Origin of the sequence: Streptomyces scabichelini, assembly GCF_011045015.1 — a bacterium.
Classification (GTDB): domain Bacteria; phylum Actinomycetota; class Actinomycetes; order Streptomycetales; family Streptomycetaceae; genus Streptomyces; species Streptomyces scabichelini.
Map to the genome: position 1 here is coordinate 14,913 of NZ_JAAKZY010000039.1, position 17,254 is coordinate 32,166.

The 17,254-nt window shown below is 69.9% G+C and carries 13 protein-coding genes and 4 pseudogenes; 10 read left to right on the plus strand and 7 right to left on the minus strand.

Annotated features, from left to right (window positions below; translation table 11 throughout):
* Positions 1–972 carry a cyclase family protein gene (locus G5C60_RS14930; protein ID WP_165259188.1) on the minus strand — a complete coding sequence of 324 codons (972 nt, stop codon included), beginning with the start codon at positions 970–972 and terminating at the stop codon, positions 1–3.
* On the minus strand, positions 969–1,967 hold the full coding sequence (locus tag G5C60_RS14935) for a fumarylacetoacetate hydrolase family protein (RefSeq protein WP_420907374.1): 999 nt from the start codon (positions 1,965–1,967) through the stop codon (positions 969–971). Before G5C60_RS14935 ends, G5C60_RS14930 begins: the two co-directional genes overlap by 4 nt.
* Before the next feature lie 127 nt (positions 1,968–2,094).
* Here G5C60_RS14935 and G5C60_RS14940 point away from each other — a divergent pair, with 127 nt between their 5' ends.
* Positions 2,095–3,036, plus strand: a complete 942-nt coding sequence (locus G5C60_RS14940) for a LysR family transcriptional regulator (RefSeq protein WP_165259190.1) — start codon at positions 2,095–2,097, stop codon at positions 3,034–3,036.
* A gap of 45 nt (positions 3,037–3,081) precedes the next feature.
* Here G5C60_RS14940 and G5C60_RS52050 read toward each other — a convergent pair.
* Positions 3,082–3,288, minus strand: a pseudogene (locus tag G5C60_RS52050) (ABC transporter ATP-binding protein); the annotation flags it as partial.
* Positions 3,289–3,350: 62 nt separating this feature from the next.
* On the opposite strand from G5C60_RS52050, the pseudogene G5C60_RS54135 reads away from it, so the two are divergent.
* Positions 3,351–3,487: pseudogene (locus G5C60_RS54135) on the plus strand (IS481 family transposase); the annotation flags it as partial.
* A gap of 181 nt (positions 3,488–3,668) precedes the next feature.
* On the opposite strand, the gene G5C60_RS14955 reads toward G5C60_RS54135, so the two are convergent.
* A complete protein-coding gene (locus G5C60_RS14955) occupies positions 3,669–5,186 on the minus strand; it encodes a recombinase family protein (protein ID WP_165259194.1) in 1,518 nt (505 codons plus the stop codon).
* Between the two features lie 136 nt (positions 5,187–5,322).
* On the opposite strand from G5C60_RS14955, the pseudogene G5C60_RS14960 reads away from it, so the two are divergent.
* The 5 genes and pseudogenes from G5C60_RS14960 to G5C60_RS14980 all read left to right on the plus strand — a co-directional run bounded on the left by G5C60_RS14960 (position 5,323) and on the right by G5C60_RS14980 (position 10,413).
* Positions 5,323–6,063: pseudogene (locus G5C60_RS14960) on the plus strand (transposase family protein).
* 45 nt (positions 6,064–6,108) lie between these two features.
* Positions 6,109–6,630 (plus strand): annotated as a pseudogene (locus tag G5C60_RS14965) (ADP-ribosylglycohydrolase family protein); the annotation flags it as partial.
* A 47-nt stretch (positions 6,631–6,677) separates the two neighbouring features.
* Positions 6,678–7,169: an NUDIX domain-containing protein gene (locus G5C60_RS14970; protein ID WP_165259198.1), complete on the plus strand. Its 492-nt coding sequence runs from the start codon at positions 6,678–6,680 to the stop codon at positions 7,167–7,169.
* A 167-nt stretch (positions 7,170–7,336) separates the two neighbouring features.
* Positions 7,337–9,616 carry a protein kinase domain-containing protein gene (locus tag G5C60_RS14975; protein ID WP_165259210.1) on the plus strand — a complete coding sequence of 760 codons (2,280 nt, stop codon included), beginning with the start codon at positions 7,337–7,339 and terminating at the stop codon, positions 9,614–9,616.
* 71 nt (positions 9,617–9,687) lie between these two features.
* Positions 9,688–10,413 carry an SIR2 family NAD-dependent protein deacylase gene (locus tag G5C60_RS14980; RefSeq protein ID WP_165259212.1) on the plus strand — a complete coding sequence of 242 codons (726 nt, stop codon included), beginning with the start codon at positions 9,688–9,690 and terminating at the stop codon, positions 10,411–10,413.
* A gap of 66 nt (positions 10,414–10,479) precedes the next feature.
* Here G5C60_RS14980 and G5C60_RS14985 read toward each other — a convergent pair whose 3' ends face one another.
* Positions 10,480–11,403, minus strand: a complete 924-nt coding sequence (locus tag G5C60_RS14985) for an RNA polymerase sigma-70 factor (protein ID WP_165259215.1) — start codon at positions 11,401–11,403, stop codon at positions 10,480–10,482.
* A 199-nt stretch (positions 11,404–11,602) separates the two neighbouring features.
* On the opposite strand from G5C60_RS14985, the gene G5C60_RS14990 reads away from it, so the two are divergent.
* Together G5C60_RS14990 and G5C60_RS14995 are read left to right on the plus strand one after the other, a co-directional pair.
* The gene (locus G5C60_RS14990; RefSeq protein WP_165259218.1) at positions 11,603–12,085 is read left to right on the plus strand and encodes a carboxymuconolactone decarboxylase family protein; all 483 of its coding nucleotides are present in this window, start codon (positions 11,603–11,605) and stop codon (positions 12,083–12,085) included.
* Positions 12,086–12,254: 169 nt separating this feature from the next.
* Positions 12,255–12,647, plus strand: a complete 393-nt coding sequence (locus G5C60_RS14995; RefSeq protein WP_165259230.1) for an SgcJ/EcaC family oxidoreductase — start codon at positions 12,255–12,257, stop codon at positions 12,645–12,647.
* A 10-nt stretch (positions 12,648–12,657) separates the two neighbouring features.
* On the opposite strand, the gene G5C60_RS15000 is transcribed toward G5C60_RS14995, so the two are convergent.
* Together G5C60_RS15000 and G5C60_RS15005 are read right to left on the minus strand one after the other, a co-directional pair.
* Entirely contained in the window at positions 12,658–13,161 is a 504-nt protein-coding gene (locus G5C60_RS15000) for a methylated-DNA--[protein]-cysteine S-methyltransferase (RefSeq protein WP_165259233.1), read from the minus strand.
* 35 nt (positions 13,162–13,196) lie between these two features.
* Complete coding sequence (locus G5C60_RS15005) at positions 13,197–14,681, minus strand: AlkA N-terminal domain-containing protein (RefSeq protein ID WP_165259328.1); 1,485 nt, start codon at positions 14,679–14,681, stop codon at positions 13,197–13,199.
* Positions 14,682–14,945: 264 nt separating this feature from the next.
* On the opposite strand from G5C60_RS15005, the gene G5C60_RS15010 reads away from it, so the two are divergent.
* On the plus strand, positions 14,946–17,204 hold the full coding sequence (locus tag G5C60_RS15010; protein WP_165259235.1) for an MMPL family transporter: 2,259 nt from the start codon (positions 14,946–14,948) through the stop codon (positions 17,202–17,204).
* Positions 17,205–17,254: the final 50 nt, after the last annotated feature.

The following is a 17,254-nucleotide window of genomic DNA, read 5'->3' on the forward strand; positions in this document are numbered from 1 at the left end:
TTACTTGACGGCGACCGGGTTGACGGGGGAGCCGACGGCTCCGGTGATGGGCAGGGGCGCGGCGGTGAGCCAGAACTCGTACACGCCGTCGGAGGCGCAGTCGTCCGCGAGGGCGTCGGGGTCCCATATCTCGCCGATCAGCAGGCCCATGTGGGGGATGACGACCTGGTGCAGCGGCTGGAAGGCGCGGTCGAACTCGTTCGGCCGTACCTCGAAGCCCCAGGTGTCGGTGGCGATGGCGGCGATCTCGCTCGTGTGCAGCCAGCCGGCGGTGGTGAAGGACAGGCCGGGAGAGTCGCCGCCCGCATAGTCGCCCCAGCCCTCGCGGCGGGCGCGCGCCAGCTGCCCGGTCCGGACGACGACGATGTCCCCGCGGCCGACGGCCACGCCGTGCGCCTCGGCCGTCGCGGTCAGGTGTTCCTCGGTGATCGCGAAACCGTCCGGCAGCTCTCCGCGTTCACCGCCGATCACCCGGCCGACATCGAGGAGGACTCCGCGCCCGGCGACGTACGGGGCCATGTGCTCGATGCCGGTGACGAGGTCGCCGTCGGAGGTGACGACCTTCTCCGCCGCCCGACCGTTCCATGCCTTGCCATGGTCGAAGATGTGCCCGAGCCCGTCCCACTGGGTGGAGCACTGCAGCGGCATCGCGATCACGTCGTCGGCGCCGCCGAAGCCGTGCGGCATGCCCTGGTTGCCGAGGGCCGCGTCCGTTCCCGTGGCCAGCATGGTGTGGACGGGGTTGGTGCGGCGGCGCCAGCCCTTCTGCGGGCCGTCCATGTCGAACGGCTGCGACAACGAGAAACTCACGCCCCGGCGGACCAGTGCCGCACCCTCGCGTCGCTTGGCTTCGTCGAGGAAGTTCAGCGTGCCGAGCACGTCGTCCTCGCCCCAACGCCCCCAGTTGGAATACCGCTTGGCGGCCTCGTTGATCGCGCCCTCGGCGTCCGTGGGGTCGAGCGGGGCCGTCACGACGCGGTCCTGTCGGCGACACAGCGGGTGCGCTGCGCGCCCAGACCCGTGATGGAGCCCTCCATGACGTCGCCGTCGCGCAACAGCCGTCCCCAGTACATGCCGTTGCCGGCCGGGCTACCGGTCAGCACCAGGTCGCCGGGCAGCAGCCGGGAGGTCTGGGAGATGTAGGACACCAGCCGGGCGATGCCGAAGAGCATGTCCTTGGTGGACTCGTCCTGCATGGTCTCGCCGTTGAGCTTCAGTGTGACCCGCAGGTCGCCCGGGTCGGCGATTGACTCGGCGGGCACGATCCACGGGCCCAGCGGGGTGAAGCCGGAGGCGTTCTTGCTGCGCAGCCAGTCGGTGCCGATGGCCTTCATGTCCCGGCGGAAGACGGTGGCGCGGTCGGTGAGGTCGTTGGCGATTGTGTACCCGGCGACGTACTCCAGGGCCTCCTCGACCGTCACCCGGTAGGCGGGCTTGGCGATGACGGCCGCCAACTCGAGCTCCCAGTCGGGCTGTTCGGCCCAGTCCGGGAGTACGACATCGTCGAAGGGGCCGGTGATTGCGCTCGGCAGGCCGATGAACACATACGGCAGGTCCTCAGCGGCCCGGCGGTCCATGACCGCGGCGACCTCCGCGCGCGCCTCCTCCACGGTGCGCGGGTCGTCGGGCGAGCGGTGGGCGACCTCCAGGTCGATCACGTGCTGCCGGTAGTTGGCGCCGGACTGGAAGACCTGGCGGGGCTCGACCGGTGCGTGCACCCGCAGGCGCTCCGACGGTAGCCAGTCGGCCGTCTCGTCGGCCGCGAGTTCGTGCGGGCGAGGGAGCATCTCGTCCCAGCGGTCGAAGATCGCCCGGGCCGTCAGGGCCGGCTCCCCGAGGGCCGTGCGAAGATCCAGCACGCGCCCCCCGGGGATCACGAGACCGGGGAAAGGCGCCTGGTCAGAGGCGGAGAGAACGCCAAGGGCGAAGGGTCCGGAGAAGGACGCGGGAGCAGCTGCGGGTTTCACGGGAATGTCCTCCAGATTGCGGTGGGACCACTGTCGCCCTCAACGAGTAATCTGGGAAATCGATTCTTTAGATGTTGATCATCCGTGGTGCAAATGCCGCTGCCTGCGGCCTCGCTCTGGAGGCGTCGTGTCCCTCGCCGGCCTCGATCTCAATCTCGTCCTGTCCCTGCGGGCCCTGCTGGAGGAGCGCAACGTCACCCGCGCCGGGCAGCGCGTCGGGCTCAGTCAGCCGGCCATGAGCGCGGCCCTGGCCCGCCTGCGCCGCCACTTCGACGACGACCTGCTCGCGCGCGCCGGCAAACAGTACGAACTGACCGCCCTCGGCCGCGCTCTGCTGGACCGCACCTCCACCGCCTGCGACCTGCTGGAACTAGTCTTCAGCAGCAGGGCCGACTTCGCCCCGGGCAGCGAGGAGCACGAGTTCACCCTGCTTGGCTCCGACTACGCAGTCGCCGTGTTCGGCGCCGAGCTCGCCCGGACCGTGCACGCCGAGGCCCCGGGGGTACGGCTGCGCTTCCAGCGGACGCCCCTCGACTTCATGGAGGACACCGCAGCGCAACTCAGCACGGCCGACGGGCTTCTGATGCCGCACGGCATCATCAGCGGTTTCCCCGCCGTCGACCTGTTCACCGACCGCTGGGCCTTCCTGGTGGCCGAGACCAACGACGAGATCGGCGACCAGCTGACCATGGACGACCTGGCACGGCTGCCCTGGGTCATCTACCAGCGCGCCTACGACTCTCCGGCCGCCCGGCAGCTGAGCATGCTCGGTGTCGATCCCCGCGTGGAGATCTCCGTCGACAGCTTCCAGTCGCTGCCCTTCCTGGTCGCCGGGACCCGCCGGATCGCCCTGGTACAGCAGCGCCTGGCCGAGCTGCTGCGCGGCGTGGCCGCCGTACGCCTCATGGAACCGCCCTACGGGGCGGTGCCTCTCCAAGAGGCACTGTGGTGGCACCCGGTGCACACCCACGACGCGGCCCACATCTGGCTGCGCGAGACCGCGGCCCGCGTGGGAGCGCAGCTGGCCGCTTCCGATCCCGGCCGTAGCGCCACGGTCGCACCGAGATAGCGGGCTCCTACAGGTGCCCAGCATCCAAGGCCCGGACGAAGCTGGTGGTGGCCAGGGGGAGGTGTCCCTCGGCAAGGCCTGCATGCCGGCGAGGTAGAGCGAGGTGTGGAACATTGCGGCGCCGTTGATGACGACCTGGGCGAGAGCGGCCAGGGTGGTCTGGACGGCAACCACCGCGGTGGCCGCGATCGGGAGGGCGATGCGGCCGGTGATGGCCAGGGCGGCGAGCGTGGCCCAGGTGCACAGCAGGAAGTGTCGTCTAAAACTGACGATCACCGTTGACACCTGGGTCTCCGATCGCTATGGAGATCCGCATGCCGAAGTCCGCTCCCACCACTCCGCCGCTTGACCGTGAGTCCAAGCGGCGCCTGGCGGTGATACGCCACGTCGAAGAGGTCACCGGGAACGTCTCGCGATGTCCTGTCGGTACTTCGGGATCAGCCGGCAGGCGGAGTGCACCGTGCCGGAGTTCGGGCCCGAGTACGCCGACCTGCACGCCGACTGTCGCCAGACCAAGGACGTGCCGTTGATCCACAGCGGCGGCATCCTGCTCGTGCGCCGGTGCAGATGCGGGTGTCACCGAGGCAAGTAGTCCCCCGCACAGCACTGAGCCCCCGTCACGCGACGGCCGCTCAGCGGCTCGACGGGGTCACGTCGCGGCCGTCGGCGTCCACCCACGTGAGCCGGTCCGTGACGTCCGGCGAGGCGCTGGCGGACACCTGCTTGACCCGCACCTGCCCGAGCACGTCAGGCGCCAGCAGCATGCGGGCAATGGAGCGCTGCGCCTCCACGGGCGTGGCATCCCAGCGCTTCTCCACGTCGGGCCCGTAGCCGAACAGGGCGGCCAGCGGCGACGGGCCGGGCGTCAGCTCCATCTCGCCATTCTCCAGCTCACGGATCTCGCCGGACAGCCTCTCGATCTTGCGGCCGATGAGCCGCGCCTCGCCCGGGGTCTCCACGTCCTCGGCCTCGAACGCCTCCAACTGGCTCCGCTTCAGGATCAGTTCAGCCTGCACGGTAACCAGCTTCGCGCCGAGGTATGCGAACACCACCGTGCGGAGCAGGCAGTCCGTCTTCTCCTTGTTGATGCGGGTGCAGCCCCGGCCATGGCACTGGTAGGCCGGGGGCTGGGGAGTACCGGCCGCCTTGCGGTAGGTGACGGTCATGGGGGCGTCACAGACGTCGCACACCAGCGTGCCGCTGAAGGCGTGCCGGGCACCGCCCGAGAAGTTCGTGCGCCGGTCGCCGTCCTTGAAAATGCCCTCCACCTCGTGGAACACCTTGACGAACTCCGCCACGCTGACGGGCTTGCCGTCGTACGAGGCGCCTTCAAAGTCAGCGACGACCGGCCACGACGCGGGCAGCTCCTTGCCCTTGTGGGTGCGCTTGCCGATGTAGGCGACGCGCTGCGCCATGCCGCGCATGGTCCGCGCGTTCAGCGGCTTGCCCTGGCGGCCGACGAGGCCGCGCGCCTTGAAGTCCCGCTCGATGGCGGCCATGGAGTGCCCGGCCCGGATGCGGAAGAACAGCTCGATGACGGCCTGCGCCTCGTTGGGCTTGGGTCTCTGCTCGGTGGGGCGCATGACCCGGCGGCCACTGGCGTCCCGAACACGCTCGTAGCCGCGCTCGCAGCCGAAGGGGCATACGCCGTGGCCCCTGGCTCCGCCGGGATGGTTGAGGTTGGTCTTCACGCCGCGCGTCACCCTCTTGTGGGTCTTGTAGCTCTCGTACTCAGAGTCGACCGCGTCCAGCAGCAGCGTCCGCCGGTCGTTGCCGTTGCGGGGGTCGAGGATGCGCTCGTGGGTCTGCACGTAGAAGCGCACGCCCTTCTCCTCGCACAGGTCGAGCAGCGTCACCCACTCGCCGGTCTTCCGGCTGCCGCGCGAGGACTCCCACAGCCACAGCAGGTCGGCGCCGAACCGGTTGTTGCGCAGGTCGGCGAGCAGCCGCTCGAAGTCGTCGCGGGCCTTCTTAGCGTACCGACTGGCAGAGCCGATGTCCTTGTAGGGCTTGCCGAGGGTGACGCCGAGGTCGGCGGCCGTCTCGGAGTGCTCCGCGTGCTGCTGCTCGGGGCTGCGCTCGGTGCCCGACTTGTCGACGCTGACGCGGAGGTACTCGCGGGCGGTGAGCGCTGCTGTGGCGGTGGTCATCGGTCCTCCCCTGGGTCACTGAGCCCTTTCAGCACGGCCACTGATCGGGTGACGACGCCGACGTCCGCAACAGACAAGGCTCCTGTGCCGTTGAGGGAGGTGTTCGACGTCTCAACTCATCGGCGCAGGAGCCCTATTGCTTCCCTATCCTGCCGCACTCGACCTGCCGCATGCCCTGGTCGAGTGGGTCACCCTGCTCATCGTCACCCGGGAGGGTGACCGCCGCTGCAAGCTCCGCCGCACCAGCGTGCGCTGGTCGGCCTGGTGTACCTCCGCCGACATGACACCCTCGCCAAGCTCGCGGTCGGCTTCGGTATTTCTGTCGGCGCCGCCCACGCCTACGTAGCAGCCGTCGTCGACCTGCTGGCCAACCGCGCGCCCGGCCTGCTGCGCGCCCTGCGCGAGGCCGATCCCGACTTCGTCCTGCTGGACAGCACTCTCGCGGAGTGCGACCGGGTCAGCGACAGCCGAGCCGACTTCTCCCACAAACACCGCCGACACGGGGTGAACGTGCAGGTCGTGACCGACCCGGCCGGGCGACTGCTGTGGATCTCGCCTGCGCTGCCCGGCCGCACACACGACCTCACTGCGACCCGAACCCACCGGATCATCCGGATCTGCGAGCGCCAAGGCGTCCCGGTCCTCGCCGACCGCGCCTACATCGGGGCCAGCTCGTGGGTGACGACAGCCCTCAGACGTCCGCCGGGCAGTGCCCACCCAACAGAGCCTCAACCGTGCGCTGTCCTCAGCCCGGGCACCGGTCGAGCGCGGCATCGCGCGGCTGAAGGCATGGGGGATCTTCCACAGAACTCGGTGCAGCCCGAATCGAATGACGTCAATCGCCTCCGCCGTCCTCACCCTGGAGCGGCAACGCTGAAAACGCCCACTTCCTGTACCCCTTCCAAGGTAGCGCTTAGAACGGGGTTTTAGCGTGTACGGGGCGATGTGGGCGGCGGCGCTGGTGGCCGCCGCGTTCACCGCGCCGAGTGTGCGCGCCGCCCTGGACACCGCGCTGACGGTGATTCCGGCGAGCAGCCGCCTGGCCCGCACCGTACGCCGGGTGCACTCACTCCACGCCTCCCGGCTGACCTGGGAGGAGACGCTCACCACGCTCGCCGAGGAGACGTCCGGGCTCGGCTGGATCCACACCGTCCCGAACGCCGCGGTTCTGACGGCCGGACTCCTGTACGGCGACGGGGACTTCACCCGCACCATCGCCCTGACCGTACGCGGCGGCCTCGACACCGACTCGAACGGCGCGACCGCGGGCTCCGTGGCGGGCGTCCTGAACGGAGCCACCGCGATCCCGGCCCAGTGGAAGGACCCCCTGGAGGACACGGTGCGCAGCGCGGTGTTCGGCTTCGACGGCGTACGCATCAGCGAACTGGCCGAACGGACACTGCGCTTGACGCAGACGAAGCCGAAGACGAAGACGGAGCCGTGAACGCTTCACGGCTCAGCTCCATGTCGTGGCCTCGTTAGGCTTTCCCAATGACCACTCTTGACTACGCCGCATACATCGCCGGCCTCCCCCGCGTCCTGGCCGGTGCCGCCGCGCTCATCCGTGACGGCGCGGGCCGGGTTCTGCTCGTCGAGCCCAACTACCGCGAGGGATGGGCGTTGCCCGGGGGAACCGTCGAGTCCGATGCCGGTGAGACTCCGCGGCAGGGGGCCCACCGGGAGACCGTGGAGGAGATCGGCCTCGATGTGGAGCTCGGCCGGCTGCTCGCGGTGGACTGGGTGCCGGGTGCGGCGCGGCCTCCGATCGTGGCGTACCTGTACGACGGCGGTGTCCTGGAAGAGGACCAGTTCAAGGCGATCCGGCTCCAGGAGGAGGAACTGCTGTCCTGGCGCCTCGTTTCCCCCGAGGAGTTCGGCGAGTATCTGCCGGGCGCGCTGGGGCGGCGGGTGCTGGCCGCGCTGGACGTTCTGGCGGACGGTTCGGGGGCGGTGGAGCTGGAGAACGGTCACCGGGTGGCCTGACTGACGGATACTGACCGTTTCGGCCAACCAACTAACTGAAAATCGCCCCCAGTTGTCACTCCAGCCTCTATTCTAACTTTCAAGTGTGCACGGGCGATCCTGCCGGCACGCCTCGTCCCAGAGCTGGGGCACTCCTGCGCATGCCCCGAGAACAGGCAGCTGAGGTCATGGATCCACTGGGCCCAGACGATCCCGAGGAGCTAGGTCCCTACCGCCTCCTGGCGCGGCTCGGCGCAGGGGGCATGGGCCAGGTCTATCTGGCCGCCTCCTCGCACGGACGCGCGGTCGCGGTCAAGGTCATCCGCCCCGAGAAGCTTGCGGACCGGACCTTCCGTATCCGCTTCCGTCGGGAGGTGGCGGCCGCGCAAGCGGTCGGCGGCAGATACACGGTGCCCTTGGTGGACGCCGATCCGGATGCCGCGACGCCCTGGCTGGCCACCCCCTACATACCCGGTCCGACCCTGGAAGAGGCGGTCGCCGAGCATGGGCCGCTACCGGTGCCGTCGGTGCTGGTGCTGGGAGCCTGCGCAGCTCAGGCGCTGCTCGACGTGCACTCCGCGGGACTGGTGCACCGCGACCTCAAACCGTCCAATGTGCTGCTCGCCGCCGACGGTCCGCGCGTCATCGACTTCGGCATCGTCCGGGCGAACGACGGCTATGACCTCACCAACGCCGGAACCATTTTCGGGTCCCTCGAGTACATGTGCCCCGAGCAGGCCACCGGTGCTCCGACCGGGCCGGCCGGGGACGTCTTCTCCCTCGGTTCGGTGCTCACGTACGCCGCTTCCGGTCACGCCCCGTTCATCGGTTTCGCGGCGGCCACCCTTCTCTACCAGGTGGTGCACGACGCGCCCGACCTGACGGGCGTACCCAAGCCGTTGGACGAGATCATCAGCCTGTGTCTCCCCAAGGATCCACGTCTTCGGATCACCGCGGACCGGTTGTACGCGGCCTGTGCGCCCGGTGGCGTGGAGCAGACGCTGGAGCGCGGCTGGCTGCCCGCGCCGGTGGCGTCGTCGATCGCCCGCCGCACGGCGGCCTTGAGGGCTCTGGACACCCCGTCGCGCAGCCGATCGCGCGACCGGGTCCCGGTCTCCGCCGTCCGGGGCGGCTCGGCTCCGCGCGCGTACGGCCGGTATGGGGCGCCCGCCACCCCGGCGTCGCCGCCGACAGGCCACTCCTACGGCTCCGGCCACGCGTCCGAGGTGCCCGCCGTCCCCCAGCCCTGCGGGCCGGAACCCTCCGCCTCCCCCGTGCATCGCCGAGCCCCTGCGCGACGTGGCCTCTCCCGGCGCGCGATTCTCGCCGCGTCAGCGGGCACCACCGCCGTCGTCGTCAGCACCACCCTGCTGATCACCCGAGGAGACAAGGCGGACAAGCAGGCCGTGGAACCGCTCGGCCCGGCTCCGCGACCGCTCTGGACGTACCGCAGCGATCCGCTCGTTCAGGCACCCCCTGTGTTCCGGGGCGGAACGGCACTGGTCAAGACCCGCCCGGGCAACATGGTCGCCCTCGACCTCAAGGACGGAACCCGGCCCAAGTGGGTCTACCAGGGCATCAGCCAGTCGCCCACCCCGGTCGTTTTCGCCCGCGGCGCCGCGGTCGCGCTGGGCGAGGGCGCGACGGTGATCGGTGTCGACCCGGACAAGGGCACGGAGCGTTTCACGTTCGACTTCGGAGCGGATTTCCGGTTCGACACGCTGTTCGGCAGGATCAGTGACCGTGTCGTCACCGTCTTCGGTCTCCGGCTCCAGCGCCGGTCCGATGAGCAGGGCGTCGCGACGTCCACGAACACGGTCTTCGGCATCGACCTCAAGGCCGGCCGGGCCGACATCACGCCCATCAGCCCCGAGGACGTCGGTATCCCGCTGGAACCGGTCGTCTCCCCCGGCAATTTCATCTATGCCGACGGGTTTCGCAATGTGACGGCCCGGGACACCGACAGCAGCGACAGCCCTGTCCGGTGGAGGCATCCCGTCGGCTACGATCTCCGGCCGGGTCTGGCAGTGCTGGGCCAAACGGTCTTCGCCGTCGGCCGGGAACTCATGGCGCTTCACCTCGCCACCGGGGGAACCCGCTGGAATGTGCGCGCCGAACGCGGCCAGTTCGCCTCCCTCGGCGTCGCCGGCAACACGGTCTACGCCACCGGCACGGCCCCCTCCGGCGTGTACGCCTTCAACGCGGCGAACGGCAACAAGCGCTGGTTCTGCCCGACCCCACGCCTCAACACCGACCACCCGATCGTCGCCACCCCCCGTGAGGTCTACGTCCCGGCCTTCCAGAACGGCAACGGCTTCTACGCGATCGACGCCGCTCGGGGCAAGCTCCTGTGGAACTTCACCGACGGCCTGGAGACCGGCGTCCACGACTGGCAGCTCGCCAGCGACGGCGCCGGGCACCTGGTGGCCCACCATTTCGACCGGACGTACGGGGTGCCGACTCCCTGACGAGACCTGTTTCCCCTGCCAAGACCTATTTCCGCTGGCTCGGATCGGACGGGGGTCCTTACCCTCGCCACATGGACAAGCCTCTCGTCGCGATTCTCAGCGGGGCCGGTATCAGCACCGACTCCGGCATCCCCGACTACCGCGGCCCGAACGGGCTGTGGCAGCGGGATCCGGAAGCGCAGAAGCTCGTGACGTACGAGTACTACATGGGTGATCCGGAGATCCGACGGCGGTCGTGGCAGATGCGGCGCAAGAACCGGACGCTGCTGGCCGAGCCGAACGCCGCCCACCGGGCGGTGGCCGATCTTGAGCGGACCGGGGTGCCGGTGCGGGTGATCACGCAGAACGTGGACGGGCTGCACCAGCTGGCCGGGATGCCGGCCAGGAAGGTGCTCGAACTGCACGGCACCGCACGGACCGTGGTGTGTACGGGCTGTCAGGCGAAGGCCCCGATGGAGGACGCCCTGGCGCGGGTCGCGGCGGGCGAGGAGGATCCGCCGTGCCTGGAGTGCGGCGGGATCCTGAAGTCGGCGACGGTGATGTTCGGCGAGCGGCTCGACCCCGCGGTCCTCGGTGAGGCGATCGCCATCACCAAGGCCTGCCAGGTGTTCATCGCCGTCGGCACCAGCCTCCAGGTGCAGCCCGCCGCCGGTCTCGCCGGTCTCGCCGCCGAGCACGGGGCGCGGCTGGTCATCGTCAACGCCGAGCCGACGCCGTACGACGACCAGGCCGACGAGGTCGTACGGGAGCCGATCGGGACGGCCCTGCCGGAGCTGCTGCGCAAGATCGCCGGTTGATCTGCAGGACCTCGGATGGCACAAAGGGCAGCAACAACGTGTCCCTGCATGCGGATCGGTCCGGGCTCAGCGGCCCACTGCGGTTTCCCGGTCGATGCGTGACAGCTTCTCGGGGTTGCGAACGGCGTAGAGCCCGGTGATGAGGCCGCCTTCGAGGCGTACCGCCAGCACGGTGTCGATCTCGCCGCCCGTGCGCAGGATCAGGGCCGGGTGGCCGTTGACCTGGGCCGGCTGCCAGGTCGCGGACGTGAGCCTGCTCAGCACGTCGGCCACCGCTTCGGCGCCCACGACGGGCTCCAGTGCGGCCCGTACGACTCCGCCGCCGTCGGTCAGCAGCACGACGTCCGGAGCGATCATGTCCAGCAGGTGCTGCAACTCGCCCGTTTGGACGGCCTGTTGGAAAGCCGCGAGCGCACTGCGCGTCTGGGCCGGGGAGACGACCTCGCGCGGCCGGCGCGCCGCGACGTGGGCTCGTGCGCGGTGGGCGATCTGCCGGACCGCAGCGGGGGACTTGTCGACGGCCTGTGCGATCTCGTCGTACCCGAGATCGAAGACGTCGCGCAGCACGAACACGGCCCGCTCGGTCGGCGCGAGCGTCTCCAGCACGAGCAGCATCGCCATGGAGACGCTGTCGGCCAACTCGATGTCCTCGGCGACATCGGGCGCGGTGAGCAGGGGTTCGGGCAGCCAGGGGCCGACGTAGGACTCCTTGCGCCGACGCAGCGTACGCAGCCGGGTCAACGCCTGGCGCGTGGTGATGCGGACCAGGAAGGCACGCGGCTCCCGCACCGTGTCGTGGTCGACGTCCGCCCAGAGCAGCCAGGTCTCCTGAAGGACGTCCTCGGCGTCGGCTGCGGAGCCGAGCATCTCGTAGGCGACGGTGAACAACAGGTTGCGATGGGCGACGAACGCCTCGGTGGCGGAGTCCGTCCGCCCGGCGCGAGGGCCCTGCCCGGTCACGCCGGTCGCTCGCTCGGTGCGCTCGTCCATCGTCGGCTCCCGCCTGTCGCGTCTGTGGTTCGTGTCGCGCACAAGACGCCGCCACTCCCTGTCTTGTGACACAGAAGCTCGGTGGTCTACGTCACATCGCCGTGCTGTCACAGGGCCGTGGCGACCTGCGCCTTGTGTGCGTCAGGACGCTGCGCGGACGATCCGCGCGGCACACGATTCCACAAGCGAGGACGTTGTGATGGAACCCCGTATGAACCTGTTCGCCCACGAGATCGGCACCAAGATCGCCAAGCGGATCTTCGCCGTCAGCCAGGTGATCCAGGAGTCACCGCTGCCCAAGCCGACCCAGGAGTTGGTGCAGTTGCGCGCCAGCCAGATCAACGGCTGCGGTTTCTGCGTCGACATCCATGGCAAGGACGCCGCGGCCGCCGGTGAGACCTCGGCCCGGCTGAACCTGGTCGCCGCCTGGCGCCACTCCACCGTGTTCACCGAGGCCGAGCGGGCCGCACTGGCCCTCACCGAGGAAGGCACGCGCCTCATCGCCTACGAGGGTGTCTCCGACGAGACCTGGGGCCAAGTGCGCAAGCACTACGACGACGACCAGGTCATCGCGCTGGTCTCCCTGATCGCCATGATGAACGCGACCAACCGGCTCGGCGTGATCTTCAACAACCAGGGCGGCGCCTACGAGCCCGGCAATCTCGCCACCATCGCCGTCTGATCGCCGTCTGATCGCCATCGATGCCGCCGGGCCGGCCCTGGATCGTTCGACCCGGGCCGGTCCAGCAGCGCGGTCACCTCCACCCCCGCGGGTCTCAAGCCCTTTAAGGACTCGTGTTCGAGCCCGTGCGCTTGACCTCAAGCATGCTTGAGGTCACAGAGTGATCTGCATGAACACTGAAACCGCAGATCTCAAGGCCATCGAACAGGTCGTGGCCACCGTCGAGCGCACTCAGCGCACCAAAGACGCCGAAGGGTTCCTCGACCTGTTCCACCCCGACGCCCTGTGGACGACCGCCCACGGCAAGGTCCTCATCGGCTTGGACGCGATCGCCGAGTTCACCCGCGCCGTTCTGCCCCAGGCAAGCTGGGACGGCGAGGTCACGTACGAGGTGGCCCACACGCAGTTCCTGCGACCCGATGTGGCGGCCGTGAAGGTCCGGCAGGTCTACCACTCGGCAGAGGGCGACTCGGAGGGCGCCCCGCTGTACGTCATGACCAAGCAGCCTGACGGGAGTTGGCGGCTGCACGCCTGCCAGAACACCGAAGTGCAGGACCATTGAGGCTCATCTGTCAGGAGCTCTGAAAGAGGCCCGCACCCCGTTCGAAGTCCAGCAGCCGCTTCTTGCGGTCGAGGCCGCCGCCGTAACCCGTGAGGCTTCCGTTCGCGCCGACCACGCGGTGGCAGGGCACGATGATGCCGACCGGGTTCCTGCCGTTGGCGAGGCCCACCGCGCGGGAGGCCTTCGGGTTGCCGAGGGCGTCGGCGAGTTCGCCGTATGAGCGGGTCTCGCCGTAGGGGATGCGCCGGAGTTGGTCCCAGACCGTGCGCTGGAAAGGTGTGCCGTCGAGGCGCAGGGGCAGGTCGAAATCCTTCAACTCGCCCGCGAAATAGGCCTTCAGCTGGTCGATCGTCTCGCCGAAAGGCGTGTCGTCGGGTACGCCGAAGGTCTCCTCCGGTGGTCGGTGGCGCTGGTCGGTCATGTAGAGGCCGGACAGGACGCCGTCGGTGGCGACGAGCGTGAGGGGTCCGTACGGGCTGTCGATCACGGTGTGCTGTTTGGTGTGCTGTTTCATGAACGTCCTTTACCGGCTCATGCAGGCTTACGGGCTTATACGGGAAGGAAGTTGATCGGGTGGTCGCCGGTCGCCCACAGGTACTGGACGGCGTACGCCCGCCAGGGGCGCCAGGCCGCGGCGCGGGCCGTGAGCGCGGCGGGTGTGGACGGCAGGCCCAACTCCTGTGCGGCGTAGCGGACTCCGAGGTCGGTGGGCAGGAAGGCGTCGGGATCACCGAGGGCACGCATCGCGATGACGTCGACGGTCCACGGCCCGAACCCGGGCAGCGCGAGCAGCCGGGCACGGGTCTCCTCCCAGTCACTCTCGACGCCCAAGTGAAGAGCCCCGTCGGCGAGTTGGCGTACGAGCGTGGTGAAGGTCGTGCGGCGGGTGGCAGGCATCGCGAGGGACTCGGGGTCGAGCGCGGCCAGCGCCTCGGCGGACGGGAAGAGATGGGTGAGGCCGCCCTCGGGATCGTCGACCGCCTCGCCGTGGGCCGTGACCAGGCGTGCCGCGTGGGTGCGGGCAGCGGCGGTGGACACCTGCTGACCGAGCACCGCACGTATCGCGAACTCGGCCTCGTCGACCGTACGCGGCACCCGGCGGCCCGGTGCCTTGTCGACGAGCGGGGCCAGCAGTGGATCCGTACGCAACTGGTCGTCGACCGCGACCGGGTCGGCGTCGAGGTCGAGCATGCGGCGGCAGCGGCTGATGGCGACGGTCAGGTCGCGCATGTCGCTGAGGGTGAGCCGGCAGCCGATGTGGTCGGACGCCGGGCTCGCCGGGGTGAGCGCGACGACGCCGTGTCCGTACGGCAGGCGCAGGGTTCGCCGGAAGGCGCCGTCGCGCCACTCCTCGACGCCGGGTACGGCGGTGGCGGCAAGGTGGCCGAAGAGGTTGTCGGGGTTGAGCGGGGCCCGGAAGGGCAGGCGGAGCGTCAACACCCCTGATGTGACAGGGGAGTTGGTCCGCTTCTTGGGGACTCTGGCGCGTAGTTCGCTCGGTGCGAGGGCGAAGACCTCGCGGACCGTGTCGTTGAAGGTGCGGATGGAGGAGAAGCCCGCCGCGAAGGCGATCTCGGCCATCGGGACCGAGGTCGTCTCGATGAGCAGACGTGCGGTCTGGGCACGCTGGGCGCGGGCGAGGGCGAGTGGTCCGGCGCCCAGTTCGGCGCGGAGCTGGCGCTCGATCTGCCGGGTGCTGTAGCCGAGCCGCGTGGCGAGCCCGGAGACGCCCTCGCGGTCCACGACTCCGTCGCCGATCAGCCGCATCGCGCGGGCGACCACGTCGGCGCGCTGGTTCCACTCGGGCGAGCCGGGGCTGGTGTCGGGCCGACACCGCTTGCAGGCCCGGAATCCGGCCTGCTGACAGGCCGCCGCGCTCGGGTGGAACGTCATGTTCTCCGGCTTCGGCGGCACCACGGGGCAGCTCGGCCGGCAATAGATGCGTGTGGTCAGCACGGCGGTGAAGAACCATCCGTCGAAGCGGGCGTCCTTCGACTGGACGGCGCGTACGCAGCGCTCGGTGTCGGTGTGCATTCCCGTCCGGGTCCCGTTCTGCATGCCCTCCAGCATCGGCCATGGTCATGGCGGTGGCTGGCGAGAATCCGACATCTACCTGGGGCCCATCGAGGACTCACCGTCGAGGGCTCCTCATCAAGGGCTCCTCATCAAGGACTACGAGCGGGGGCCGCGTACTGCGTTCTCAGTAGCGGCATTGTCGGCAGGCGCACGACGACGGGAGGGGTGCTTCCCCGACAGCCTTGCAGGGTCCCCGAAACCAGATATGGAGACCTCCGCCCCATGGCTACCTTCCTCTATCGACTGGGCCGTACGGCCTTCCGGCGGCGCTGGTGCGTCGCCCTGCTGTGGGTGGCGGTCCTGGCCGCCGTCGGCCTCGGTGCGGCCAAGGCGCCCGCCGCCGCCGACGAAGGGATGTCGATGCCCGGCATCGAGTCCCAGAAGGCGTTCGACCTGATGGAGCAGCGCTTCCCCGGCTCCACGGCCGACGGCGCGACGGCCCGGGTCGTCTTCGTCGCTCCGGACGGGCAGAAGGTCACCGCGGGCGGCAACCGGTCCGCGATCGAGGAGTTCGTGGGCGAGGCGTCCGCCGGGTCGCAGGTCACGAGCGCGGTGAACCCCTTCCAGGCGAAGGCGGTGAGCAAGGACGCCTCGACGGCGTACGCGACCGTCAACTTCAAGGTGAAGGCCGACGAACTCGGCGACGCCGACAAGAAGTCCCTGGAAGCCGCCATGGACGAGGTCCGGGACGCGGGCCTGACGGTCGAGGTCGGCGGCGACGCGCTGGCCACCCAGCCCGCGGCGGGCGCGGCGGGCGAGGTGATCGGTATCGCCATCGCGGCCCTCGTGCTGGTGCTGACCTTCGGCTCGATGGCCGCCGCCGGGCTCCCGCTGCTGACGGCGGTCCTCGGCGTCGGTGTCAGCATGGCCGCGATCATGGCGCTGGCCAGCACCTTCGGCCTGACCGGAACGACCGGCACGCTGGCCACCATGCTCGGTCTCGCCTGCGGCATCGACTACGCCATGTTCGTCGTCTCCCGCTATCGCGAGGAACGCGCCAAGGGCCACCTGCCCCAGGAGGCGGCCTCCCTGGCCGCCGGCACCGCCGGTTCGGCGGTCGTCTTCGCAGGGCTCACCGTCGTCATCGCGCTGGCCGGTCTTTCGGTGGTGGGCATCCCGATGCTCACCAAGATGGGCCTGGCCGCGGCGGGCGCGGTCGTCGTCGCCGTCCTCATCTCACTGACCATCGTCCCGGCCCTGCTCGGCTTCTGGCCGAACGCCGTGCTCTCCCGCACGGCCCGCAAGAGCGGGCGGGTCAAGAGCGGGCGCGTCAAGGGCGGGCGCGTCGAGGAGGGCGGTGTGAACAACGGAGGCAGCCGCTGGGCCCGCTTCGTCCTGCGCCGCCCCGTCACGGTGCTGCTTCTCAGCGTCGTGGGCCTGGGAGCGGTCGCGATACCGGTCACGGGCCTCCAGCTGGGCATGCCCGGCGACGAGGTCAAGTCCACCGCCACCACCGAGCGCCGCGCCTATGACGCCCTCGCCGACGGCTTCGGTCCCGGCTTCAACGGGCCCCTGACCATCGTCGTGGACGCCAAGGGAGCCGACGACGCCAAGGCCGCGGTGACGACGATCTCCGAGAAGGTCGCCGGCACCTCGGGGGTCGTCTCCGTCTCGGCGCCCCGGTTCAACCCCGCCGGTGACACCGCGGTGTTCTCCGCCGTGCCGGCCACCGGCCCCAGCGAGGAGAAGACCAAGAACCTCGTCCACGCCATCCGCGGCGAGCGCCCGGCAACCGAGTCCGCCACCGGCACGACGTTCCAGGTCACCGGCACCACCGCGGTCAACATCGATGTCGCCCAGAAGGTGCAGGACGCGCTGGTCCCCTACCTCGTGGTCGTGGTGGGCCTGGCCGTCGTGCTCCTGCTGGTGGTCTTCCGGTCGATCCTGGTGCCCCTCAAGGCGGCCTTCGGCTTCCTGCTGTCGGTGCTGGCGGCACTCGGCGCGGTCGTCCTGGTCTTCCAGGAGGGCCATGGAGCCGAACTGCTGGGCGTGGAGCAGACCGGCCCGATCATGAGCCTGATGCCGATCTTCCTGGTGGGCATCGTGTTCGGTCTGGCCATGGACTACGAGGTGTTCCTGGTCTCGCGGATGCGGGAGGCGTACGTCCACGGGGACGGACCCCGCCAGGCGGTAGTCTCCGGCTTCCGCTACAGCGCCCGCGTGGTCGTGGCCGCCGCGCTGATCATGATGGCCGTCTTCTCCGGCTTCATCGGCGCCGGCGAATCGATGATCAAGATGATCGGGTTCGGGCTGGCCATCGCCGTCCTGTTCGACGCGTTCGTCGTCCGCATGGCGTTCGTCCCCGCCGTCCTCGCCCTCCTCGGCGACAAGGCCTGGTACCTGCCCCGCTGGCTGGACCGGCTGCTCCCCGACATCGACGTGGAGGGAGAAGCCCTCACCCGCCGGTCCTCTCTCACTCCGGTCCCGGCCGGATCGGCCGACCCTGCCGATCCGGCCGACCGGGAGGCGGCGCGCGTCTGATCCCCCCGGACCCGCGCCCGAGGGCCGCCCGTGGTGGACGCGGGCGGCCC